At 41.1% G+C, this 25787-nt stretch carries 18 protein-coding genes, 1 tRNA gene and 2 pseudogenes; 5 read left to right on the top strand and 16 right to left on the bottom strand.

The features are described from left to right. Nucleotides 1-7 precede the first annotated feature (7 nt). From D0T50_RS13870 to D0T50_RS06110, 3 genes are all read right to left on the bottom strand, one after another. Nucleotides 8-139 (bottom strand): hypothetical protein, encoded by a 132-nt coding sequence (locus D0T50_RS13870; protein ID WP_255490070.1) that lies wholly within the window; start codon nt 137-139, stop codon nt 8-10. A 121-nt stretch (nt 140-260) separates the two neighbouring features. Next, nucleotides 261-1383 (bottom strand): peptide chain release factor 2 gene (gene prfB, locus D0T50_RS06115; RefSeq protein WP_163222630.1). Its coding sequence is split into 2 segments (ribosomal slippage): nt 261-1319 and nt 1321-1383, totalling 1122 coding nucleotides; the frame shifts between segments, so codons are not numbered across the junction. Continuing rightward, nucleotides 1380-3194, bottom strand: coding sequence for a long-chain fatty acid--CoA ligase (locus tag D0T50_RS06110; RefSeq protein ID WP_163222629.1), 1815 nt, complete (start codon nt 3192-3194; stop codon nt 1380-1382). The genes prfB and D0T50_RS06110 overlap by 4 nt, the downstream gene beginning before the upstream one ends. Nucleotides 3195-3345: 151 nt before the next feature. Between D0T50_RS06110 and D0T50_RS06105 the strand changes: the two genes are divergently transcribed. Further along, entirely contained in the window at nt 3346-4386 is a 1041-nt protein-coding gene (locus tag D0T50_RS06105; protein ID WP_163222800.1) for a M20 family metallo-hydrolase, read from the top strand. A gap of 64 nt (nt 4387-4450) precedes the next feature. Here the strand turns inward: D0T50_RS06105 and D0T50_RS06100 are convergent, their stop codons facing one another. The 3 genes and pseudogenes from D0T50_RS06100 to D0T50_RS13970 form a co-directional block, all read right to left on the bottom strand. Continuing rightward, on the bottom strand, nt 4451-5725 hold the full coding sequence (locus D0T50_RS06100; protein WP_163222628.1) for a murein hydrolase activator EnvC: 1275 nt from the start codon (nt 5723-5725) through the stop codon (nt 4451-4453). Next, nucleotides 5722-6564: a DUF4292 domain-containing protein gene (locus tag D0T50_RS06095; protein ID WP_163222627.1), complete on the bottom strand. Its 843-nt coding sequence runs from the start codon at nt 6562-6564 to the stop codon at nt 5722-5724. Before D0T50_RS06095 ends, D0T50_RS06100 begins: the two co-directional genes overlap by 4 nt. Further along, nucleotides 6551-7150, bottom strand: a pseudogene (locus tag D0T50_RS13970) (tetratricopeptide repeat protein); the annotation flags it as partial. The gene D0T50_RS06095 and the pseudogene D0T50_RS13970, both read right to left, overlap by 14 nt. On the opposite strand from D0T50_RS13970, the gene D0T50_RS13965 reads away from it, so the two are divergent. Then, a complete protein-coding gene (locus D0T50_RS13965) occupies nt 7140-7262 on the top strand; it encodes an MYXO-CTERM sorting domain-containing protein (protein WP_370520892.1) in 123 nt (40 codons plus the stop codon). The pseudogene D0T50_RS13970 and the gene D0T50_RS13965 overlap by 11 nt on opposite strands. Nucleotides 7263-7567: 305 nt before the next feature. Here D0T50_RS13965 and D0T50_RS13960 read toward each other — a convergent pair. After that, nucleotides 7568-8146 (bottom strand): annotated as a pseudogene (locus D0T50_RS13960) (tetratricopeptide repeat protein); the annotation flags it as partial. Between the two features lie 179 nt (nt 8147-8325). Further along, nucleotides 8326-8760 carry a dUTP diphosphatase gene (dut, locus tag D0T50_RS06085; protein WP_163222625.1) on the bottom strand — a complete coding sequence of 145 codons (435 nt, stop codon included), beginning with the start codon at nt 8758-8760 and terminating at the stop codon, nt 8326-8328. A gap of 97 nt (nt 8761-8857) precedes the next feature. Here dut and D0T50_RS06080 point away from each other — a divergent pair, with 97 nt between their 5' ends. Together D0T50_RS06080 and D0T50_RS06075 are read left to right on the top strand one after the other, a co-directional pair. Then, on the top strand, nt 8858-10183 hold the full coding sequence (locus tag D0T50_RS06080; RefSeq protein ID WP_163222624.1) for a deoxyguanosinetriphosphate triphosphohydrolase: 1326 nt from the start codon (nt 8858-8860) through the stop codon (nt 10181-10183). A gap of 101 nt (nt 10184-10284) precedes the next feature. Continuing rightward, nucleotides 10285-11607, top strand: a complete 1323-nt coding sequence (locus D0T50_RS06075; RefSeq protein ID WP_163222623.1) for a peroxiredoxin — start codon at nt 10285-10287, stop codon at nt 11605-11607. Between the two features lie 6 nt (nt 11608-11613). On the opposite strand, the gene D0T50_RS06070 is transcribed toward D0T50_RS06075, so the two are convergent. The 7 genes from D0T50_RS06070 to D0T50_RS06040 all read right to left on the bottom strand — a co-directional run bounded on the left by D0T50_RS06070 (nt 11614) and on the right by D0T50_RS06040 (nt 23768). Further along, a complete protein-coding gene (locus tag D0T50_RS06070; protein WP_163222622.1) occupies nt 11614-13116 on the bottom strand; it encodes a polysaccharide lyase family 1 protein in 1503 nt (500 codons plus the stop codon). Nucleotides 13117-13274: 158 nt separating this feature from the next. Continuing rightward, nucleotides 13275-15539: a right-handed parallel beta-helix repeat-containing protein gene (locus D0T50_RS06065; RefSeq protein ID WP_163222621.1), complete on the bottom strand. Its 2265-nt coding sequence runs from the start codon at nt 15537-15539 to the stop codon at nt 13275-13277. Between the two features lie 20 nt (nt 15540-15559). Beyond that, the gene (locus D0T50_RS06060) at nt 15560-17551 is read right to left on the bottom strand and encodes a RagB/SusD family nutrient uptake outer membrane protein (protein WP_163222620.1); all 1992 of its coding nucleotides are present in this window, start codon (nt 17549-17551) and stop codon (nt 15560-15562) included. Between the two features lie 18 nt (nt 17552-17569). After that, nucleotides 17570-20842 carry a TonB-dependent receptor gene (locus tag D0T50_RS06055; protein WP_163222619.1) on the bottom strand — a complete coding sequence of 1091 codons (3273 nt, stop codon included), beginning with the start codon at nt 20840-20842 and terminating at the stop codon, nt 17570-17572. Between the two features lie 429 nt (nt 20843-21271). Further along, complete coding sequence (gene gyrB / locus D0T50_RS06050) at nt 21272-23227, bottom strand: DNA topoisomerase (ATP-hydrolyzing) subunit B (RefSeq protein WP_163222618.1); 1956 nt, start codon at nt 23225-23227, stop codon at nt 21272-21274. A gap of 187 nt (nt 23228-23414) precedes the next feature. After that, on the bottom strand, nt 23415-23669 hold the full coding sequence (gene rpsT / locus D0T50_RS06045; RefSeq protein ID WP_163222617.1) for a 30S ribosomal protein S20: 255 nt from the start codon (nt 23667-23669) through the stop codon (nt 23415-23417). A 27-nt stretch (nt 23670-23696) separates the two neighbouring features. Next, a tRNA-Glu gene (locus D0T50_RS06040) sits at nt 23697-23768 on the bottom strand. Between the two features lie 163 nt (nt 23769-23931). Between D0T50_RS06040 and recO the strand changes: the two genes are divergently transcribed. Continuing rightward, a complete protein-coding gene (recO, locus tag D0T50_RS06035; RefSeq protein ID WP_163222616.1) occupies nt 23932-24660 on the top strand; it encodes a DNA repair protein RecO in 729 nt (242 codons plus the stop codon). Between the two features lie 677 nt (nt 24661-25337). Here the strand turns inward: recO and D0T50_RS06030 are convergent. Beyond that, the gene (locus D0T50_RS06030; protein WP_163222799.1) at nt 25338-25787 is read right to left on the bottom strand and encodes a GatB/YqeY domain-containing protein; all 450 of its coding nucleotides are present in this window, start codon (nt 25785-25787) and stop codon (nt 25338-25340) included.

Below are 25787 nucleotides of genomic sequence, written 5' to 3'. Positions count from 1 at the left end.
AGCAACTCTATTTCATCAGGGAGAAGCCAATCATCATGAGTAATCCTAATATAATTAAGGATACTGCAATAATTTTCACTACTTTACCTGCTTGTTGCTCTTCTTTCTTTGAGTTTTTAATCTTCTTCTTATTGCTCATAGTGTTATCGTATTAAATGATTGGTTTTTACTAAAAAGAACGTTCATACGTTCGTTTTGTTCAAATTTACTAATTAATACAATACACACAAATTTTAAGAAGGATTTTTGTTAGCTACTACCTATTCCACATTCTCCGATCCTGCAAACTCCATCAGGTATGCTTTGATGAATCCATCCAGTTTACCATCCATAACACCATTTACATCAGATGTTTGAAAGTTTGTTCGGTGGTCTTTCACTCGTCTGTCATCAAATACATAGCTACGTATTTGTGAGCCCCACTCTATTTTTTTCTTTCCGGCTTCGATTTTGCGTTGTTCCGCTAATCGTTTTTGCAGTTCTATATCATAGAGTTGCGAACGGAGTAAACGAAGCGCATTTTCGCGATTATCAAGTTGCGAACGAGTCTCAGTATTTTCTATCAGGATTTCTTTTTCTTCACCACTGTCGGGATCTTTGTATTTATAGCGTAGGCGTACACCGGTTTCCACCTTGTTTACGTTCTGTCCACCTGCTCCACCCGAACGGAATAAGTCCCATGTAATGGCTGCTTGGTTTATTTGCACTTCGATTGTATCATCTACCAGCGGTGTTACAAACACAGAAGCAAAGGAAGTCATACGTTTTCCTTGTGCATTGAAAGGCGACACACGCACCAAGCGATGTACGCCATTTTCTCCTTTTAGATATCCGTAAGCAAAATCACCCTCTACTTGAATAGTACAGGTTTTAATTCCCGCTTCATCACCTTCTTGTAGGTTAGAGATGGTAGCTTTATATCCATGGTCTTCTATCCAGCGCAGATACATACGCATCAGCATAGATGACCAGTCTTGACTTTCCGTTCCGCCCGCACCCGAATTTATTTTAAGCACACAACCCAGTTGGTCTGCCTCCTCGCGAAGCATGTTGCGCAGTTCCAAATCCTCTACGGCTTCTGAGGCTTTACGGTAGAGTTCGTCGACCTCTTGTTCTGTAATAAGTTCGTCTTTGCAAAAGTCAAAAGCCAGTTCCAATTCATCCGAAAGGACCTTTACTTCATTGTAACCTTCAATCCATTTTTGCAGCCCTTTCACAAGCTTCATTTGCGCTTCGGCTCGCTTCTGGTCATCCCAGAACCCCGGCGCTTGCGTTCTTAATTGTTCTTCTTCGACTTGAATTTTCTTTCCGTCGATGTCAAAGATACCTCCCCAGCGCTGCTACGCGCTCTTTCACGTCTTTTAGTTGTTCAATAGTTATCATACAGTTTCTTCTTTATACATTTCGTCAATAATATCTTTGTAGTTCTCGGCAATTACAGGACGCTTAATTTTAAGTGTATTTGTCATCTCTCCGCGTTCCATGCTGAATGGTTCCGGCAACAGGCTAAAGCGTTTAATTTGCTCGTAGTTCGTAAATTGCTGCTGCAGGGTATCAATTCGTTGTCGGAAAAGTTCATGTATCTCCGGTTTCTTCAACAAATCTTTCATGTCGGTATAAGCAATATGTTTCTCTTTTGCATATTCTTCGACCAAGTTATACGAAGGAATAATCAGTGCCGATACAAATTTGCGTTGGTCGGCTATGATTACGAGCTGATCGATGTAGCGGTCTACCACGAGTCTTGTCTCCAACGCCTGCGGAGCAATATATTTTCCATTTGATGTTTTGAATAAATCCTTAATACGTTCGGTAAGAAAGAGTTCTCCATTCTTAAAGTATCCTGCGTCGCCGGTATGGAACCAACCATCCGCATCTATAGCTTTAGCTGTTTCTTCGGCTTTTTTATAATAGCCTTTGGTTATTGTCTTTCCACGAAGCAATACTTCATTATCTTCACCAATTTTCACTTCTACATCGGGCATTACCTTTCCTACAGAACCTATCTCTGTTTGTTCGCCCCACGAACAGGAAACAGTAGCAGAAGACTCTGTCAGTCCGTAACCCGTAATCATACCAATGCCAACGGAGCGTACAAATTCATAAATAGCATCGGGAACAGCAGCTCCCGCTGTAGGGAAGAAATTTCCGTTCTCCAAACCAATGGTTTTCTTCAGCAGTTGATAAATTGTCTTCTCGTAGAATTTATATTTAAGATGCAAAGCCATAGGCGGGGTTTTGCCCAAACGAAGATAATCTATGTTGTGTGCTTTACCTACCTTTATAGCATCAATCATTAACATTTTAGTAATACCTTTAGAGTCGTTTATCTTCTCTTGTACTCCGGCATATACTTTTTCCCAGAAACGGGGAACACTACACATCAATGTAGGGCGTATTTCTTTGATGCTTGTTTGTATATCAGTAGGACGAAGGTTAACACAAATCACCACACCTTTATGAATACATAAATGACACCAAGCCTTTTCGAATACATGAGTCATCGGAAGAAAATTCATGGAGACGTCTTGGTCTGTCATTGTTGTCAGACGAATGTCGTGTATGCGAAAAACCTCGAGATAGCAGCTATGGTGCAGCATCACGCCTTTGGGTTCTCCGGTAGTACCTGATGTATAAAGGATATTGGCTAGGTCGTCTGCTGTGGCACGCTTAACACGATCTGTTACTACATCGTTGTGCGGGAGTTCACTACCCATTACCAATAACTCGTCAAAGTAGATGGAGGTTGCGTCATTCGACTTCTTCTTTACATTCTTGTCAAAAATGATAAGCTTTTCCAACGTCTGACAGTTATGCAATAACGGGAAAGCAGCATCGTACTGATATTGCTCACCTACAAACAAGAAGCGTATGCCTGCATCGTTAATAATATATTGCGCTTGTAACTGCGAACAGGTAGGATACATAGGAACAGCTACTGCCCGGTTGGCAAATGCAGCGTATTCTACGTACAAACATTCGGGTTTGTTCTGCGAGAAAATAGCAACATTCTCTTCTTCCTGCAACCCCAACGACACCAAAGCGTTGGCTACAATTCGGTTTGTTTTAGCAAACTCATTCCAGGATATTGATTTCCATGATGCGGTTTCATAGTCTCTATACTTCAACGCAGTTCTGTCTCCGTATTTTTCAGCTTGTTTATCAACAACAACTGCTAAATGATGGTAACTCATTCTCTATGTATTAGGTGAATAATGTGGCAAAGATACGTTAAAATCCGCAAATCTTCATTTAAGCGGTTATTATTTGCTTTATTTAGACAGAAAGCGTAAGTTTGTCTGTAAAAATAACATTCTGTAAGGATAACCTCTAAGTTTGCAACACATGACCAACGAAGCCATACTCCTACTCAAAGAGCTGATAAGCATACCCTCTCATAGCCGCGAAGAAACAAAAGCCGCCGATGTGCTCCAACAATATATAGAGATACAAGGCATGGAAACAGGACGAAAAGGAAACAATGTGTGGTGTTTTTCACCAGGCTTTTCGTTGGAGAAACCTACTATCTTACTAAACTCACATATTGATACCGTTCGCCCCGTCGCCGGTTGGACAAAAGACCCCTATACTCCACAAGAAATAAATGGTAAGCTCTACGGATTGGGCAGTAACGACGCAGGTGCAAGTGTTGTTTCTTTGCTTCATGTGTTCTTACAGTTGTGCCGCACCAGCCAGAGCTACAATCTTATTTTCCTAGCATCTTGTGAAGAAGAAGTATCGGGAGCAGGTGGAATAGAATGTGTAATTCCCAATCTGCCACCCATTGCGTTTGCTATTGTTGGCGAGCCCACACAAATGCAACCTGCCATTGCCGAAAAGGGATTGATGGTAGTGGATGTTACCGCCAAAGGCTTAGCCGGTCATGCTGCCCGTAACGAAGGAGATAATGCTATTTATAAAGCCCTCAAAGATATAGAATGGTTTCGTGATTATCGTTTTGAAAGAGTGTCAGAGCTACTTGGTCCGGTTAAAATGACCGTTACGCAGATAAATGCCGGTACGCAACACAACGTAATACCAGATACATGCAGTTTCGTGGTAGATATACGTAGCAACGAATTATATACCAACCAAGACGTTTTTGAGACAATAACCACCCACATATCTTCCGCAGTCAAAGCACGTTCCTACAGGCTGAACCCTTCACACATACCGGTAAACCACCCAATTGTACACAGAGCTATTGCTTTGGGAGGCACGCCATTTGGTTCTCCTACACTATCCGACCAAGCATTAATGCCCTTTCCATCGCTAAAAATAGGGCCGGGCGACTCTGCTCGGTCACATACGGCGGATGAGTTTATATTCATTAAAGAGGTAGAAGAAGCAATAGACATTTACTATCGTTTATTGGATGGTTTTTAGTAACACTTCGTCAGCCATAGTCTCATGCTCTGTCAACCATAGTCTCACGACCCGTCAGTCATAGTTATTTACTTAGCCACGGTTCGGGATTCAACATTTCCCGTTCCTTGCGCAACTGAAAGTGAAGAACCGTTCTGCCCCCATCTGTTTTGTCTGAGAAAATAGTACCGATACGCTGGTTGGTCTTTACCTTATCGCCCTGCTTAACAGTGGTTGATGAGAGGTTGCAATATACCGAAATATAATTTCCGTGACGAACCAAGACATTGAATAATCCATTGCCCTGAAATTGAAATACAGCACTTACTACCCCGTCGAAGATGACACGTGCCTCCGCACCCGGTCGGGTTTGGATGTCAATACCTTTATTGTCGAGTTTTACATTCTTCAACCCTTGCACGTTGTACTGCCCGAAGCGACTAACAATAGTATACGGCCCGGTAACCGGCATCGGTAGTTTACCTCGGTTATTTACAAAGCTACCCGACAGTTCCTTGTCGGCTTTGCTCAGTGTAAAAGTCCCCATACTTCCGGGTTTGGACGTCTTTTTTGCTTCCGAACCCTTTTCACCTTTGGCTTCGGCAGCTTTACGGGATTTTTCTATCTCGGCTGCAATCAGTTTATCAATGCGGGCATTGAGTTGATTAGCTTCTTTACGTTTTTTGTTTATCTCGTTTTGCAGCGTTTTTTGTTTACGCTGAAGACCCGAAACAATGCTACGAGCTTGTTTTTCCTGCTGTTCAAGACGCTGGCGTTCCTCTTCCAGTTCTTTGAGCAACTGCAAACGTGCCTTTTTGGTTTCACCGAGTTCTTCTTTCTTCGCGGTAACCTCTATCTGTTTAACGATGATTTCTTCGCCTAACTTCCGCTGAAAAGCAGCATATTCCTTTACGTAGCGTGCCCGGCGATAAGTTTGTTCCAGTGTTTTTGCCGAGAAGATAAAGAGAAGTCTCTCCTCAATGCTTCGGTTTTTTTGCAAGTGCTGCAGGGAGCGAGCATAGCTGTTTCGCTTTTCAGTAAGCTCGGTTTCGAACTTTGCAAGCTGTTTACTCAAAGCATTTATTTCACGATTTATAGTAGTAAGGTCATCATTTGCCTGTTGCAAATAGCGTTTTCGTTCGTTAATTTGCCCAGTCAGTGTCGCAAGCGCGTTCATCTGTCCGGTTACGTTTTTCTTGGTCGAAGTTAGTAGCGACTCTGATTCTTGAATCTGTTTCAGCAAATCGGAACGCCGTAGCTCCAACTCCTTAACACCGGGAGTAGGTTGTTGCGCATTTAGCATAACCGCCCATGCCAAACAAGCTATAAAAAACATCCATTTGCTTACTTGCTGCTTCATAGATTTTCAATCATACGCATTAAGTCCATCAACCCTATTTTCTCATATTTCGCAGGGATAGATGTCGCTTTTAACTCCATTCCATCGACCGAAAGACGGGATAATGTCAGGGTTGTCTTACTGCTTTCTCCGCCACCTTCCAAAAAGATTGTCATTTCCATAGGAAACACTGTATCACCCACCGGGCCAAAATTATTGTATTGCCAACGCAATCTATGGGCAGCCGAAGAAGATGCAATTACACTCTCCGTTAGTCGGTTGGTTTCATTGGAAGCTGTAAAAGCATAAGTACGTTTTCGCGTTTTCTTGGAGAGCAACACTGCGTTTTCATCTACGGGCAATGCAACAAACGAAGCATAATCTTTCTTTGTAAGATGGTATTTACCGGGAAGGAAAATATCGTTAGTAAAGAGTGATTGTAACATGGGGTAATCCACATCGGTACCCAATAATTGTTTTATATCCTCAACCGGCACATCTACATAACGCTTGTTCATACGGTCTATAGCCAAAATACGTTCGGGAGTTATTTCAATGCGGGCAGCTTCGGTGCGTATAACAGGAATAAGCAAAGAGATTTGTATCCGTTCATCACGTTTTATTTTGAGCGTTCCGTTTACGCTGAATTCGCCTTTCTTAGTAGGCAGTGTGAGCTTCAAACGCGAAGAAAGTGCGGTGAAATCGGGGGTATTGGCTATTACTGCTGCCAAATGTTCTTCGCCCGACAAGCGCATCACACTCCTCTCCTCACTTACCATTTTCTTTGAGGAGCGACACCCATAAGCAAATAGCATTACAAGTATCAGACAGCTTATTTTCCAATAATCATTTCTTTTCATCCGGGATGTATCTTCTACGCCGTATTTTATCTTTCAACACCTGCGAGGCATTACCTTTATCTTGTGAGAGTTGCCAATAATAGAGCGCATTGCTCAAATCATCATTCATATAATAGATATCGCCTGCATGCTCCAACACCGTATCGTCTTCCGCTGCGCCACTCTTCAGAGCATCGTCAATATAGATTTTCGCTTCGGAATATCGCTTCTTCATAAAGAGTATCCATGCATAAGTATCGAGGTAGGTACCGTTCTTGGGTTCTGCTTTAATGGTTTTGAAACTCATCTCCAAAGCCTTGTCCAAATCTTTGGAGCGTGTAGAAAGATGATAAGCATAATTGTTCAATGTAGAGATATTTTCGGGATTACATATCAAAGCAGAATCATAAGCAAGATACATCTCATCTACCTTACCTAAGCTATGATAAAGATCGCCCATGATGCTGTAAAAGTCAGATTTCAATTCCAATGGTGTATCAGCAGGGGCATGTTCTAAAGCACTTTTATAGGTATCCAGCGCTTTGACGTATTCTTCCTTTTGATAATAAGCCATGCCTAAGTAATAATAAAACTCCATCACATCGGGATGCAGCTCCACACCCGGTGCGGCTATTTTAATTACCTTATCTGCATTGTTCTCCTTAATCGCTGTGTTGAGCAGGGCAAAACGCGAAGCAGTATGTTCGGGCTCTAACTGAAGAATGTGTTCCAATACCGGTACAGCTTCCTTCTGCATATCTTTAGAGAGTAGATACTGCACATAGAGTAGTGCTATATTTGTGCTTTCCGCATCTTGTTCCATTACACTATTAAATCGCGCAATAAGATACGTACTGTCTTTCTTCTCCGCTTCAACACGATGAATGAGGTACTGCAACATATTGAATTTAATGTCTGTGGAGATTTCCTTGTTCGCCAACACACGGTCTATCTGCGCCTCATAGAGTTCTTTTTGCCCGGTTTTATCGTAATAATTGGCAAACGACAACGTTGCCATAGCATTGTTAGGATCTTCGCTAAGTACTTTTTCTAAGATAGTATATGCTTCATCTGTACGATCGTTCTGCAAATAAGTATCAGCCAAAATCACACGATAGCGCAGGTTAAGCGGATATTCTTTCACCAATTCTTCTAATTCAGCATACGCCTTCTCCATATCTCTCTTCGATAGGTAGATGCGGTACTTCTCCATGGTGATGTATTCGCTTTTGCCCAGTTGTATCTCTAAGCGATTGAGGGTATGTAGACTGTTGTCGTATGCATTTTTCCTACCATAAAGTTCATAAAGATTTGCCAGTGCGTCCGTGCGGTAATTAGGATAACGGTCGGCAATCTGTTCGTACACTCTTATCGCATCATCTGACTTACGCTGTCCCTGATAGAAAGTGGCTAATGCTTCTTGATACCAGTAGTTGTCAGGATCATTGGCTACGGCTTTCTCCATAGCATCTTGCGCCTGTTTGGTTTGTCCCAAATGGAGATATAGCTTGCCTATTCCATGAAGTGCTGAAGAGGCTTTGGGGTTGATGTCAAGACAGTGTTTGTACAAATCGAAAGCAGCAGCATATTGCTCTTTTGCCATCAGGTTAGTAGCTTCTAAGAAGAAGTACTCATACTTACGCTGCTCTTCGGGAGAAAGTGTGGGAACTTCACTCTGCGCTTGTCTTGCTATTCGTGCAGAACCACACGCCGTAAGCATGAAGAATACACATAACCATGCTACATTTTCCAGCCACTGTTTGCTTGCTTTCATGCTATTTGTTATTTCTTGCCCGTATGACCAAATCCACCGGCACCGCGCTCAGTTTCGTCCAATACGGACACCTCTTCCCATTCGGCTTGTTCATGACGCGCAATAACCATTTGCGCTATCCGCTCGCCATCTTCAATTACAAACAGATCGGCAGAAAGGTTTACCAAGATTATACAAATCTCTCCGCGATAATCAGCGTCAATCGTTCCCGGAGTATTTAGTACGGTAATTCCTTTCTTTATGGCAAGTCCGCTACGCGGTCTTATTTGTGCTTCGTAACCTTGCGGCAAAGCTATAAATAGTCCAGTGGGAACCATGCAGCGTTGCAATGGTGCCAACGTGATAGGTTGGTCAATATTGGCGCGAACATCTACACCAGCCGACAATTCGGTGGCGTATGCCGGTAGCGCGTGCTTCGACTTATTGATTACTTGAATCTTCATACGTTCTTTATTTATAGTATATTATGATGCGAAAATAGCTATTTCCTATCTATTATTTCTACATTTGTGTCAATTTTATAGGAATATAACAATGGAAATGGATTGGAGAAAACTTATTTCGCCCAAGCGCTTTGGCATGGAACAGTATCACAGCATGTACGAAGAAAACCGTTCGGAGTTTCAACGCGATTACGATCGCCTCATTTTCTCACCGGCTTTTAGAAGGTTACAGAACAAAACACAAGTATTCCCTTTACCAGGTAGTGTATTCGTACACAATCGGTTAACACATAGTTTGGAGGTTTCTTGCGTAGGCCGCTCCTTAGGCAATGACTGCGCAAAGGCTATTCTTGCCAAGCGTCCTGATTTGCAAGACTCTTATCTCACCGAAATCAGTGCCATTGTTGCTGCCGCCTGCTTAGCACACGATTTGGGAAACCCTCCTTTCGGACATGCCGGAGAAACGGCTATTTCTACTTATTTCTCGCAAGGAAACGGCAAAATATTAGAACAAGAGTTTACTCCCGAACAGTGGCAAGACATCATTCATTTCGAGGGAAATGCTAACGCTTTCCGTTTACTGAGTCATCAGTTTAATGGAAGACGTAAAGGAGGCTTTGCTATGACCTACTCCACCCTTGCCTCTATTGTAAAATACCCGTATGCTTCGACTGCGGCAAACGGAAAATCCAAGTTTGGTTTCTTTGGTTCCGAAGAGGAGAGTTATCGAAAAATAGCCGATGAATTGGGCATTATTAAGCTGCAGGAACAGCCGCTAAAGTATGTGCGCCACCCGCTGGTTTACCTCGTTGAGGCTGCCGATGACATTTGTTACCAGGTTATGGATGTTGAAGATGCATTTAAGCTAAAGATACTTACCTCCGATGAGACAAAGGAACTACTTTTTGCATTCTTAAGCGAAACACAACAAGCGAAAGCCAATCGGATATTTGAACATGTAGAAGACCACAACGAACAGATTGCTTACTTGCGATCCACCGTTATCGGTTTATTGATAAAGGAGTGTACAGAAGTTTTCGTCAGCAACGAAGATGCCATTCTTCAAGGCACATTTGAGGGAACACTGATTAAGAACATATCTCCACAGATAGCCAAGGCATACCGCGAATGCTCCGAGCTGGCGGTTAAGAAGATATATCGCTCACGTGATGTGTTGGACATTGAACTGGCTGGCTTCCGTATTATCAGCACCTTGCTTGATTTAATGATTGAAGCAGTTCAGGAACCCGACAAAGCCTACTCACGATTATTAATAAACCGTGTATCCGACCAGTATGATATCAAAGCACCCGAACTCTTCGACCGGGTTCAGGCGGTGTTGGACTATGTATCTGGCATGACAGATGTTTATGCGCTGGATTTATATCGTAAGATTAAAGGAAACAGCTTACCAGCGGTTTAGTCGTTTGGGAGTGTTTTATCTTATTTAACCAAACAGATAAGATACAGGATTTAAATATTTAGTTTATTTGTATTCAATACGAATAAACACATATACTGATTATGAAATATAAAACAACAACACTACTAATCCTCCTTACAATATTCCTCTTCATTTCATGTAATAAGCAAGAAATAGGCATTGTTGAAATTCCATTGAATTATCATGAAGGGAATGGCGAATTCTACCGTGAGGCAGTAACCATCAAATGGAATTCTGAAACACCTCAACAAGACGATCCATGGACTGGTACGCAAAAGACTATAAAAGGCATCCCGACCGATTGGACGGAAACAAAGCAAGGGAGCATCATACTGAACATGTATCAACATGTATATCAGAACTATCTATCAGGAGATATTACCCCAGAATGGTATGCGGAATTGCAGAAATCATGGAACTGGACACCCGACCTGACCCAACTTTCTGACAAACCACTGAATGTCACCGTTCAAGTTGCCCGAGGAATAGACGCTACAGGCAAAGAAATGGTGATAATAGATACCAATGCTAATGATGACTTTAGCGATGACACACCTTTTGCGCCCGAGAGATTGGCAAACAAATCATATGCAAATTATAAAGATTACATTGTTTACGCAACTTACGAGCGTCTAAAGAATGGAGATATAGTAAGAGAACAATGCCCACTACTTATCTTCAACATGAGACAATTGGTTTATTGTGTGCCACAACATGCTACGGCAACGGTAAATAAAGAAACAGTGCATGTGAACCTTGGCTTTAGAGATGTATATTTCAAAAAAGCAGCCTTGTATGTTCCCAAAAAGGGTGCAAAGAAGGAATTCGACAAGGTACTATATGAAGACCAAATACAAAAAAATGAATATGTGGAAGTAGGTCGTAAGTTATATAAATACCTTGGTATAGATAGAAACAGAGATTTGTTATTGCTTGAAAATGTAACTATTCCACGCGAAGATGTACAATCTACGCAGATAGGGTTTAAAGCTTATCCATTTGAGGGGAAACCCCTCATGAGAGAGAACGTCCTTTCACTGGAAAGCTTAAAAGGGAAATACGTGTATCTCTATTTCTGGTCGACTTCCTGTCGCTATTGTATGGAAGAGGTAAATCCGCTGACAGACCTTCACTTTGAATTGAGCGGAAAGAAAGTAGAGTTCATTGGCATTTGCTGTGATAGCACAGAAGAAGATTTGATGCAAGCTTATCTTCAATATGTGCTCGACTATCCACTCATTCTATCTACAGAGGAAAACAATATCGGGAAATTATACAATATAGCAGCTTACCCCACCACTTTTTTACTAGACCCCAACGGTACAATTATTGCCAAAGGTTTGCGAATAGACGCACTTAGAGCAAAACTTGTAGAGTTGGGGCTGTATGAGTTTAGATACTAATATTACTTAAGATTTATTCTGCGCCTTTGTAATATCAGCTACCAACATATTCAGGTATACCTCCAAGTTGGTATAGCCATCACTGTTTAATATGTTGCCATCTGCGCGATTGTTTGGATTAAGGTTCATTTTAACTTCATACACATCAGGAATACCATCACCATCAGTATCTCTTAGGCTTTCTGCGGTTACGCCTCCATCACTAAGTTCCGGCCATGGGCTATTTGCCCCTTTAGGCATTACATCGCGCGGTGTATCAATAAGCCCGGCACCCTTAGTAATGCTACCTCTGTATGTCGCTTTACCAGTCTTTGTTTCTTCTACTATACGGGTGTCAATAATATCGCGGCTTTTGGAACAACCTGCATATTTTAACACCAAATTATAGGCATCTTGTGCAGTATGGGTAGTAACGACACCATAGTCTATTGGTGCAGCAAGTTTCATATTCTTCTTTACTTCCTCGGTAAATGTTCCGTCGTTTCCTTTTACGTCAATCTGTTCGTACATTCCTTTTGTCCAGTTATCGGCAGTAACGTCTGGATGTCCTTCCATGATATTGCCATCTACATAGAACGTCCCCCAGATGTGTTCCATTGGCTTCCAGGCATTAGGTCGTCCATTTCTACCAGTTACATATTGTGTTGTACGGATGTTTATGGAAGCTATGCGGTAACCGACATTTGTATTCGTTGGGGTAGCAGGTCCCGGTTTATAGTAATTATTAACGATGTTCACATGCATTCCTTCGCCTCCATAGCAACCATTACCTGCCCAATTGTAAATTACATTATTGCGCATATCCGTATGTTCGTTGCGTTGTGTCTGCACACTTGGTCCCAATCGAGGAGTGCGACTATCATGGTGTGCCATCAGGTTATGATGAAATGAGGAGTGGTCTCCACCCACAATACCACCGTAACCATGTGCACCTTTGCCATGTCCGGCATCACGAAGACTTTCCGAGATAAGGCACCATTGCACAGTATTATTCCAGCCACCATACACTGAGCAGCACTCATCCACCGACCAACTCACGGAACAATGGTCTATAATTAGATCGCGGCATCTACTTGCCCCCAGTCCATCAGGTTCTCTACCTCCACCTTCATTACCCACACGAAAGCGTAAATAACGAACAATTACATTATTGGCAGAAATAGTAACGGCACGGTTTGCCAAACAAATACCCTGCCCGGGAGCCGTTTGCCCTGCAATGGTAAGGTCACCGTTAGTAATGCGAAGATCTTCCTGCAACATAATAGTACCTGCCACATCAAACACAATGGTACGGGGACCATGTTGGTTTATGGCATGCCGGAAGGTTCCTTCTTGCCTTCCATCTTCGAGTGTGGTAACATGATACACTTTTCCACTGCGCCCACCGCTGGCATAACGACCAAATCCTTCGGCACCAGGGAAGGCTATAACTCTCTCAACTGCTTCTTGTGCGGTTGTTTGACCAATGGTAAACAACGAAAGAAGCGATACTAAACAAAATAATTTCATGACATTGAAGTGTTTCAAATTGTAATTTATGGGATTACCACAAATTTGGCGAAAAGCAAATTAAACAAGGAGGATTTTTTGTCTAAAAAGGAGCACTAAAAAACAAAGAGGATACACCGCAATGGTATATCCTCTTCTGTTTATATATTAACTAAATGCTATTTCCAAGGAGCACCTGTTTTCCAACGTTGGTCACCAATATTCTTTGTATAAATCGGGTGATTCTTAACACGATCAGTGTTGTTATAGTAGAAACCATCAACATTGTGTCTGTTCAGGTCTTTCCAACCTTCAGCAGCTTTCGGTTTTGGATCTTGGAACAGTTCCTCTGCCGTCAACTGGTAACCTACAGCATCTGATTCGTTTTCATTCATGTTATCACCAAACTTAATTCGAGTTTCCTCATAACCAAGTTTATTGAACGCACCACTCAGATAACCTGCACCATCACTACTATTACTGAATGCGTAATGACTAAATAATCCATCAGTCAATGCAACACCCCATTCAGGAACAGTAGTAGCATAGTTATCTTGGAAATCATAGTTGACATTCTTCGTTGTCATTCTCATACCCTTCATGTAGAATTTACGGGCATCACTGTCGTCTTTACGAACCGAAACAAATAAGTTCTTTCTTACAGCAACGTTACTCTTACCAGGAGCATAACGAATCTCCAAGAAAAGTCCATGACCAGAGTTCGAAGAACGTGGACTAAAGTTAACAAATGTATTGTTCTCTACCACAATATTCCAAAGTGTACCACTTGGCCAAGCCAAATTTCCATTCTCTGAAACAAGCGCATGACGCGAACTGTTGATAATTGTATTGTTCGAGAATGTTAAGTTCGAATAGAAATTTGACATTCTTTGATTACCCGGACCTGCAAACCAAGCATATCCACGACCGTTTGTATCATAACCACCATTATCATGGAATACACATCCGTCAACAGTCAACTTCTGGATAGTCTGACGATTTGGTCCTTGGAAGCGGATAAATCCACGCACACAACCCGAGAATGTACAGTTAGTAATACTCAATTCGCTCATCCAGAACGCCAAACCTTGCGAGTTCATGTTCATGAAATAGTTTGCACTAATTCCAAGTTTATTATTTCCGTCTTGCACCGCATTAATATCCATAAAATTATTCCAGTACTGTGGTCCTATAACAAGTTCATTGAAGTAGATACCCTGAATGGTTAATATCATACCATTTTCAGCCGAACTTTGTGCATTACGCGAAAGATTAAAGTTATTATTACTTGCACCTGTCTTCGCTTCAGATGTGTATCCTACACCAAGATAAAGTCGAGCACGTCCTTTACCTGCTGCAATGTCTGCAGGGTTGGTTTCGAGCGTGAAACCTTTGGTCAACGTCACACTACTTGCTGTATAGTAAGTTTTACCTCCTTCAAGATAGAATACTTGACCTTCTGCAATTGTATTATCACCCATATACTTGGTAAGTACAGTATCAATACGGGCAGCTTCCAAACCTGGTACAAACCTTTGAGCCAAAATACTATCATTTGGATCGTAAATAGCCTCGATAAGTATTGGTTCTGCTGGATCACCTAGCATACGCAACATGATTTTGTTGTACTGACGGTCGAAATAACGTTCCAGATTGTTGTTCTGTCCTGTAATAATGTAAGCACCGTTAGAAACCAGTCCTTCAAAATCCACATATCCATTTTCAAAATCCTGAGCAGTCATCTTGTGAATAAGGCTTTCAAGATCTGGATTATCGGCAGTAGGAATAATCTGTATTTCATCGAATACCCAATTGCCATCAACTACTTCAGCTCCTGCTTCCATAAATTCCGGATAAGTTGTCTCATAACCACTTTCTGCAACAGTATTAAAGAAAACACGTAATGATTCTTTTGTTACATCTTCTACCCAAAATACACCCGGTACATTGTATCTGCTTCCGGTAGTAATCGTCATATAGTCTTTTTGATGCGAACCATCACCATATCCATACCATTTTGAGTTATATTCTTCTCCTTTAGGAGAGAGTGCCCGAATAGCATAAGCATAACCAGTAGCATATTGCAAATCTTCGTGCAAATACTCTAATTGATCAGCTGGAAGAGTTACATCAAGTACTCTATTATTATCCCAATCGGTTCCTTGTACTTTGGCTATGAGTTGATAACCGCTTGCGCCTTCAACACCATACCAATAGAGTATAACATCATTAACAAAATTACTACTATTAGGGTCGGTCGAGTTAGCTGCTACTTGACACGCATACTCATCTCCACTAATATTTGTATTTTCCTCTCTGCGAAACATTGGCATAAACAAACGCTCGCTGCTATATTCTTCGTTTTCAACCTTGTCATCTTCACAACTCGTAAACAGTGACAAGCTTGCAAACAAAGCCATCATAAATATATGTATTTTTCTCATCTTATTTCTGTTTATTAAAATTAATAACCATAGTAGTTTGTATATGCTCCCTTACTACGAGAAATAGCATCGCTCGGAATTGGTAAGATATAACGTACCGGAGGCAAAGCGCTAAGGTCGGTCGAAGCACTATAGTTAGGCATTGTCGATGGAATAATTTGTCCTTGATCGTCTGCATAGATATATCCACGCAAAGAACAGCGACACTCTGCTTTAGGATAACCATCAGATTGCCAATCCATCCATGTCGCAAACTTCCAAGCATTACTACCGGTAATAGGCGGTAGGCGACTTGGGTCTAGTTGCAAATACTCCACAGTAAAGTTTTTCCATTTACAATCCACACCATATTCTGGGTCTGTAAAGAATTCCAACACATCCATCACTTTGTTCGGATAAGAGCCATCACCCGGATTGCTAACTTCTCTGTAATAAATTTGTCTTGGATAGGTATCAAACAGTTCATCTACGTCAGACGAATAATCATCACTAGCAATTCCATAATAGTTCCAGAATGTTTTATAAATCACTTGGTTATAAAGATTCCAACGTACCAAGTCTTTCCAGCGAATATTTTCTCCACCAAACTCCCACTTACGTTCATCAAAAATAAGTTGGAAGAATTCGTCTTTTGTACCCACATTAACATAGGCATCAACCATATCAGCTTTGTTTGTCGCATTACGGAAAGCACGCTCACGTACCTCTTTTAGAGCATTTTTAGCATCATCTGTAGGACCATTCAATTCGTTTTCTGCTTCAGCAAACATCAACAACACATCTGCATAACGCATGTAAGGAAAATTAATCCCTGTGTTCTCACCACTTTGATAGCCCAATGTAGCATTCTCATCCCAGAATTTAGACCATTTGTTACAGAAGTTGTTGTAGGTGTTTTGAATAGAGGGTGTTCCATTGTAGCTATAACTCCAGAAACCAACTGTTTCACGACGAGCATCTTGCTCATCAAATGTAAAACGATAGAATGAATTCAAACGAGTTCCACCACCAGATTTACCCCATTTATTTACGCCTTCAGTTCCACCGGCACTTGAGTCAGACCCTGAAGGTCCATGAGCATAGCCAACATTACCTGATACATTTTGTGTAAAAGGAATTTCAAAGATTGGGTCATCACCACTAGCAACTTTATAGTTACATTCATCAATAAATACTTCAAAATAACCCTTGTTCAACGCATGAGTTCCCGATTTAATAACCTTTTCGCTATACTCGCGAGCAATTTTATAATAGTCGAGATAATCTGAAGCACGCTGCATAGTACCTACATCTGTTTTTGAAGCACCGGGATGCAGTGAATAACCACCACGGAAAAGTGCTATGCGAGCGATTAACGACCAACAAAATTCTCTAGAACAACGTTCCACACCTTCGGTTAAATTAGCTGAGAACTGCATCATTGGAGCTGTTGCAATTAAATCGTCAATAAGCGTAGTAAGAATCACATCACGCTTAGCCATTGGCATCACCATGTCTTCAGCATCATAAGAGCGAATAAGCGAGAAAGGTACATCGCCAAACATAATTACCATATCAAGGTAATTCATAGCGCGGATACATTTTGCTTCGCCCACCATTTGCAGCATGCTAGAATCTCTTGCTGCAAATAGTTCACTTTTTTCGGCAGCACCTACAAAGTTATTAGCACTTTCGATAGTAGCATACATCGAGTTCCACATAGACAACAAACTACCAGCATCAGCCTCACAATCAAACAATTTATATTCGTTACGACTTGGACTTTGAACTTCAGCTGTACTTGTTGTAAATTCCACGTCACTATTTAATAGAAATGTGGTAAAAAAGCCGTTGCCATATGTGTTTTTTGAAGCAAGCTTTGCATAAACACTGTTAAGCAATCGGTCTGCCTGTACGATGCTACTAACAACATAGTCATCGGAGAACTTGGATGGAGAGTCTACATCCAAGTAGTCAGAACACGAGGTTAACCCAAGTAGGGCTAATCCTATGATTAAAATATTTTTTTTCATTTTCATAATCAATAAAAATTAGAATGTCACATTAAGACCAAATAGATAACCGTGGCTACGTGGATAACGGTTGTAGTCCACACTTGGAGTCAAACCAGTTTGAATATCAACTTCCGGGTCAAAGCCACTATAATTTGTCCAACAGAAAAGATTAGAACCTGTTGCATACACACGTAAGCGTTCAATACCCCAAGCCTTAGTTAACTTCTTAGGCAATGTGTAACCAATGGTAATGTCTTGCAAACGAAGGAAAGAACCATCTTCAATAAAATATGAATGGGTAACTTTCTTGGTTACATCATTCGGATTCCAAAGTGTTTTACCAGCATTGATTGATTCGTATACGTCCAAATATTCTCTATGTTGGCTATTAGACAACAATGGCTCATTCAAATTATAGATATAGGTACTACCATCGGCAGCAGTATTGTAGATATCACCGTGATATACCCAACGATTAGCATAGCTGAACTTCTTAAGTACATTTTTCGGAGCCTTTTGGTCAGAATCAACAGCCGAAGAAAGTGTATAAGCAGTAGCATTAATCAAATCAAAATTCAACATATAAGTGAAGTTCGCATTAAAATCGAAATTCTTCCATTGTCCACTAATACCAAAACCACCTTGTAACATAGGGTTGGTATTACCAATAATTGTACGGTCATAATCATCAATTACACCATCAGGTTTACCCTCAGGACCACTTAAGTCTTTGAATTTTGGACGACCAGGCGCAGTTCCATAAATAGTACTATTGATAGTTCCTTCTTTGGCAACATAGTTAAAGCCTTCGCGCTCAAACTCATCAAATCCATACAAGCCATCATATACATATCCGTATATCAATCCCATTTCATAACCTTCTCTTAAGCAGAAGTCATTATCAGTAGATTTCCAACGGCTTGAAGTTGTCCAAAGTTCTTTATCCTCACCATTAATCTTATCAACAACACGTTTGTTATAACCCATGGTTAGATTAGCACTCAACAAGAAGTCTTTTTTCTGGATAATATCACCATTAATTGTTAAGTCAAAACCTTTGTTAGATACTTTTCCAATATTTTGTATCTGAGATGAGAACCCTGTAGTTGTAGGAATCAAATTGTTGTAGAGCAAGTCTTTAGTTGTATTCCAATACACTTCAGGTGTAATTGTAAGGCGCCCTTTGAAGAAGCCTAAATCTAACGCTAAGTTGCGAGTAGAGGTCGTTTCCCATTTAATATCTGAGTTTGGATAAGTTACCGGATTATAGTACATAGTACCATCTTTTGTTGTTTCACCCCAACTTGGACCACCATTAGAGTTTACTCCGTATTGATACCTGTACATATCGTTTCCAATACTGTTGTTACCCGACATACCCAAAGCAAGACGAATTTTCATCATAGAAATCCAATCTATTCCATTCATGAAATCTTCTTCTGAAATTGTCCAAGCTCCAGAAACAGAAGTAAAATGTCCCCATTGATTCTTTCCAGGAAGGAATTTCGTAGAACCGTCAGCACGATATGTTACACCCAACAAATATTTATGGTTGTAGTTATAGTTCAACTGTCCAAAGAAAGATAGCATACGAATTGGAGTAGAGATTGTTGAAGAGTCATAATGAGGCGTACCCAATCCCATGTTAGCAAAAGCCGTGCGTGCGCTTGTTCCTTGTGGGAAATAACGTGCTTGATTAACTTTGCTTGTTCTATCCTCATTGCTTACCTCATGACCAAGAAGAGCAGAGAAGTTATGCTTTTCTTTTATGTCAAACTCATAGCTAACAACATTTGTCCACATATACTTATCAACACGTGTATCGGTAATTTGAGCTACACCCATATCATTATTAGAAATCCCTGTAGATGTGAGGTAATCCCAATAACGATTGTCGTCAGAGAAGCTCCAAGATTGACCAATATCCGTTTTAAACATAAGTCCTTCAATTGGTGTCCAAGTAAGTGATGCTTGATTAGTAAATGTATAAGCGTGTTTCAGACGATAGTTTTGATTAATATCGTCCATTGGGCTTGCCAACAACCAATATTTTTCAGTGTTATAAATAAGAGTTTTGTCATCGCGATATGTATATTCGCGCAAACCATTAGTAGGACGATAACGAAGAACACCTATCAAACCTACTGTACCAATACCATCAGCACCTGCTCCCAAGTCGCGACGATAGGTCAAACGAGGGTTGATGTTCAAAGACAGTTTCGGAGAAAGCTTGATATTTATTTTTGTATTCATATTGGTACGACGTACACCCGATTGTGCAACGATACCTTTTTCGTCATGATGAGTCAATGATGTACTAAAACGCAATGTTTCGTTACCACCTTTTACAGTCACGTTGTACATTTGCGAAAGTGGAGTTCCACCCATTACTTCATCTTGCCAATCATGCGTTTTTCCATGTTTGTAGATATCAATGTCATTCGGGTTACCAAAGTCGTTACGAAATTGATGAACCTTAGAGTTACTTCCGATAGTGTAATCCATTTGATAACGCACAAATTCATAAGTATCGAGCAAATCGACCTTTCCTGCAAGTTTTCTTGCTTGTAGATAAGTATTGAGCTCTACTTGAATCTTACCAGCTTGAGCAGATTTAGTAGTAACAATAACTACCCCATTACCTCCTTTAGCTCCATAAACAGCAGCCAAAGAAGCATCTTTCAATACGTCAATAGACTGAATGTCAGTTGGAGGAATGTCATCAATACCGTCAGCGATAAAACCGTCAACCACAAAAAGCGGTTTACTATTATCACCAGTTAAGTTAGTACCTCCCCCACGAATACGAATGTTTACTTCAGCACCCGGAGCACCATCGACAGTAGTAACCTGCACCCCTGCAATTTTACCTTGCAAAGCTTCGGCAGCCGATGCCACAGGAACCTGTGCTAATTTCGCACCCGAAATAGAACCAACAGAGCCAGTCAAGTCTTTACGTGCCTTGCTGCCACCATAACCAACAATCACAACCTCATCAAGAGCTTGTGCATCGTCTTTCAGTACGATTTTAAGGTTTTGTGCACTGGTAGCTTCTACCTCCTGGGCAACCATACCAATGTAAGAAATAATCAAGGTGGTTTTTTGCCCAGCTATTTTGAGCGTAAAATCACCGTCAAGGTTGGTTATTGTCCCATTGTCTCTCTTGTTTTTCTCAACGACAGAAGCCCCGATTACAGGGTCTCCGTAAGAGTCAACTACGTTACCTTTGACAGTAACGCCTTGTGCCGACATTCCAACAGGAATCATCAATAAGAATGCCAACACCCACAAAAAAAGTTTGTTTTTCATGTAATTGTTTTTAGTTGATAGTACATTTCGTTTAACATAGCGCATTACCGCAGTTAATTTATGCTGCAAAAATCGTAATTAATGCTTATTGTATAGAGTACAATTTATCCTTATTGGGGTATTTTTTGTTCTGCTGACCATCGTACATTTTGCACAAAAAAACATTTTTTTACGAGTCACACCACACAAAATATACGCCACAACGTCTGTACTAAGGATATTCTAAAAGATGTTACTAAACAAGCGAGTAGCATTTTAACATTTCAAACAGGGGGTAATTTATGGTCGTATTTACCCAAATCCATTGATTGATATCCCTTGGATTTTGCTTATCATAAGTAGTTTTAGCAAGTTTTTATGGCATAAAAATAGGGACATATCCATAATGGACACGCCCCTATTCTATATCAAAAAAAATGCAATTTCTTATTATTTATCGATGTTTGCGTACGTGGCATTTTGCTCGATAAACTCGCGTCTTGGGCCAACATCTTCTCCCATAAGCATGGAGAAAATATAGTCTGCTTCGGCAGCATTCTCGATAGTGATTTGTTTAAGAATACGATTTTCGGGATCCATAGTTGTTTCCCAAAGCTGCGTAGCATTCATCTCTCCCAAACCTTTGTAACGCTGCGTATGAACCGCATTCTCCGAACCGCCTCCATAAGTATCAATAAACTTCTGACGCTGCGCGTCTGTCCAACAATACTCTTCTATTTTTCCTTTCTTACATAAGTAAAGAGGAGGTGTAGCAATATAGAGATATCCGTTACGGATAATTTCGGGCATGTAGCGGAAGAAGAAGGTCATAATAAGCGTATCAATGTGCGAACCGTCAACGTCGGCATCGGTCATGATAATTGTCTTCTTGTAGCGCAACTTGGATATATTGGCCGCCTTGTTATCTTCTTCGGTACCAATAGTTACACCAAGAGCCGTGTAGATATTACGTATTTCATCGCTTTCGAGCGCTTTGTGATACATCGCTTTCTCTACATTAAGAATTTTACCGCGCAACGGAAGAATAGCTTGGAAAGCACGGTTACGTCCCTGCTTCGCAGTTCCACCCGCCGAGTCTCCTTCGACAAGGAAGAGTTCGCATTTATCCGGGTCCCGATCCGAGCAGTCGGCAAGCTTACCGGGCAGTCCGCCACCCGACATAGGCGACTTGCGTTGCACCATTTCTCGCGCTTTACGAGCTGCATGACGTGCAGTTGCAGCAAGAATCACCTTGTCAACAATCAGCTTAGCTTCCTTGGGATGCTCTTCCAAATAATTGGTTAGCGCTTCGCCCACGGCTTGGTCTACCGCACCCATCACTTCGTTGTTACCCAACTTAGTCTTGGTCTGCCCTTCAAACTGTGGTTCTTGTACTTTGATGGAGATAACAGCCGTTAGCCCTTCGCGGAAGTCATCACCGGCAATATCCACTTTTACTTTTTCAAGCATTTTGGAATCTTCGGCATATTTCTTCAATGTACGGGTTAGCGCCCTGCGGAAACCTGCAAGGTGGGTACCTCCTTCTATGGTATTAATATTGTTTACGTACGAGTGTATGTTTTCTGAATACGAAGTATTGTACATAATAGCTACCTCTACCGGCGTGCCGTTTTTCTCCGTATTGATATGGATAACATCCTGTATTAAATGTTCGCGCGAAGAATCTACGAACTGCACAAATTCTTTCAACCCATCTTTCGAGAAAAAGGTTTCGAACTTGGTGTTACCCGCTTCATCGGCGCGAAGGTCTGTAAGGGTAATTGTAATCCCCGCATTCAAGTAGGCAAGTTCGCGCATACGCGACGCTAGGATTTCGTATTTATATTCCAATACCGAAAAGATAGTGGGGTCTGGGTGGAATGTCTGACGGGTTCCATTAGCTTCTGTTTCGGCTACTATTTCTACTCCGGTAAGTGGTTTTCCGCACGAGTATTGTTGTTCGTACAGTTTTCCATCAAGAGCCACCTGTGTGATCATAAGGGTAGAGAGTGCGTTCACACACGAAACACCCACACCGTGCAACCCGCCCGAGACCTTGTAGGAGTCTTTGTCGAACTTACCACCGGCATGCAACACAGTCATTACTACTTCGAGTGCCGACTTCTGCTCCTTCTCATGAAAGCCTACCGGGATACCACGTCCATTATCCTGAACGGTTATTGAGTTGTCTTCGTTAATTGTTACGTCGATTTTATCGCAATATCCGGCCAACGCTTCATCGATGGAGTTATCCACGACTTCGTAAACCAGATGGTGTAAACCTTTTACTCCTGTATCGCCGATGTACATGGCGGGACGTTTTCTTACAGCTTCTAAGCCTTCGAGCACCTGAATGTTGTCGGCAGAATAATTACCATTGTGATTGGTAGCTTGTTCTTCAATCATAACTTGTTTTTCAATTAAAATAACTAAGCAAAGATACTAAAAATCTCTTACTCTTTAACATCATCAACTGATTAAAAATGTAAGTATTTAGAGTTTTTATACTTTTTGCTTATGGAGGGTGTGCTATATGCCAAAAAAGCCGAACCATTAGGTTCGGCTTTAGATGTATATCTAAAATAAAATCGGCTTACGCTAGCTTATTGATATAAATAGCAAGCTTCGATTTCAGATTGTTAGCTTTATTTTTATGTATCACATTGGTCTTAGCCAACTTGTCTACTTTCTTAACAACAAGTGGATACAAAGCTAATGCTTCTGCTTTATCAGTAGTAGCACGAAGCTTTTTAACAGCATTTCTCATGGTTCTACCATAATATCTGTTATGAAGCTTTCTTTTTTCTGCTTGTCTGATTCTCTTTAATGATGATTTGTGATTTGCCATCTTTAAGTTTTTCTTTTTAATTATTAGTAGCCCATAGGGGAATCGAACCCCTCTTTCCAGAATGAAAATCTGGCGTCCTAACCGATAGACGAATGGGCCAACATGAAGCATTTCTGCTCTTTTGTTGTGCTAATCTCTCGATTGCGGATGCAAATGTAGAGACTATTTTTGAAATACCAAAACTTTCTTGAAAAATATTTTTCTTTTTCCTGTTCCCATTCTTTTTAAGTAGCTTTGTATTGGAATCAAATAAACCCTTTTTATGCTGCAGAAGACGCAGGGAATTGTATTGCACGTATTAAAACACAAAGACACTTCGAATATAGTAGATGTCTATACGGAGCTGAACGGACGGTGTTCTTTTATCGTTCCGCTATCGCGTTCCAAAAAATCTGCTGTGAAACCTGTTTTGTTCCAACCACTCTCTATCATTGAGTTCGAAACAAATATACGCCCAAACATTTCTTTATATAGAATAAAAGAGGCACGCGCGGCCGTTCCTTTTACCTCTATTCCATACCACCCTTATAAGTCGGCGATTGCTCTTTTTCTGGCAGAATTTCTTTATCGTGTGCTCCGCGAGGAAGACAAAAATCTTCCGCTCTACAGTTATCTTACCCATTCTATTGCCTGGCTGGATGCTTGCGAAAGAGAGTTTGCCAACTTCCATCTGGTATTTCTTATGCGTTTATCGCGCTTCTTGGGGCTTTACCCTAACCTTGACGACTACTCTCGCGGCGATTATTTTGATTTGTTGAACGCTAGTTTCACTTCTGTCAAGCCACAACACCACGCGCATTACATAAAAGGTGACGAAGCATACGCCATTACGCAGCTTATGCGTATGAATTACGACACAATGCACCTCTTCGGCATGAGTCGGACGGAACGGGGACGCTGTCTGGTTATTATGAACGATTACTACCGCTTGCACATTCCGGGATTCACAGAGTTGAAATCCCTCGCGATATTGCAGGAATTATTCATTTGAGTTTATTGTCCGGTAAAACTATAACAAAGAAGAAATTCTCACCACGTTGAGAACAAATACTCGCCATGTTGAGAACGAATACTCGCCATGTTGAGAATTTATTCTCAACATGATAAAACCTTTTGAGAAAAACAGTTACTGTAAATTGTGACTCAACTATTCTTTTTATTGCGAATTATTGCTGTCCGTAAAATATGTATTCTGCCCATGATTTCACTTTTTGGTGTGATAACTACAAAGAAAAGTTTACCGGACAGCAATGATTTGAGTTCTTTTGTTGTCATAAGCCTATGGCTGAGCGACTGTGTGCCTATGGTTGAACGGTCATGAGCCATAAGCTGAAGGAGCATGAGCCTATGGCTGAAGGAGCATGAAGTATAGGCTGACGGGAGATGAAACTATGGCTGACAAACGCATTAAAACAAAAGCTTTAAGCAATCTCTTTTTCTGACTGTTTTTTGCTTCACTTCTGACTGTTTTTCGAACTGTTTCCCAGTGTTTTCTTACCATAAAAACAGTCAGAAAGTTGCTTGTGAAGACCCTGTGAAGGATAAAAGAGGGGGCCTTCACACGTAACTAACTCACCATCATAAACTTACAGCGATATGTGAATGTGAAGGCCTATTTCCTAAAACTGCATTTGGAGTGTATATTACGGTTCTTTACCTATGATATTCTTACCCCAACAATTCTTTTACTTTAGCCGAGATGGCTCTGCCTTCGGCAAGTCCGGCTAGTTTTTTGGAGGCTACACCCATCACTTTGCCCATATCCTTAGCGCTTGTTGCACCGGTTTCGACAATGATAGTTTTAACGGCAGCTTCCAGTTCTTCGGCACTCATTTGCTGTGGCAGGTAGGCTTCCATAACTTTTACTTGTGCCAGTTCGGCATCGGCAAGGTCCTGACGGCTTTGTCCGATATAGATATCAGCCGCATCTTTACCTTGTTTTACTAGTTTCTGAATAATCTTCAGAGCTGCTTCATCGCTCAACTCGTCATTGGCTCCCGGAGCTGTTTTGGCTTCGATGAAGAACTTCTTAATATTTCTCAAAGTCTCAAGAGCTACTTTATCTTTGGCTCTCATAGCGTTTTTAATGTCTTCACTGACTCTGTCGTACAAATTCAT

Source organism: Bacteroides sp. 214 (assembly GCF_010501015.1).
Taxonomy (GTDB): domain Bacteria; phylum Bacteroidota; class Bacteroidia; order Bacteroidales; family Bacteroidaceae; genus Bacteroides.
This window is presented reverse-complemented; position numbering and strand designations above follow the sequence as displayed.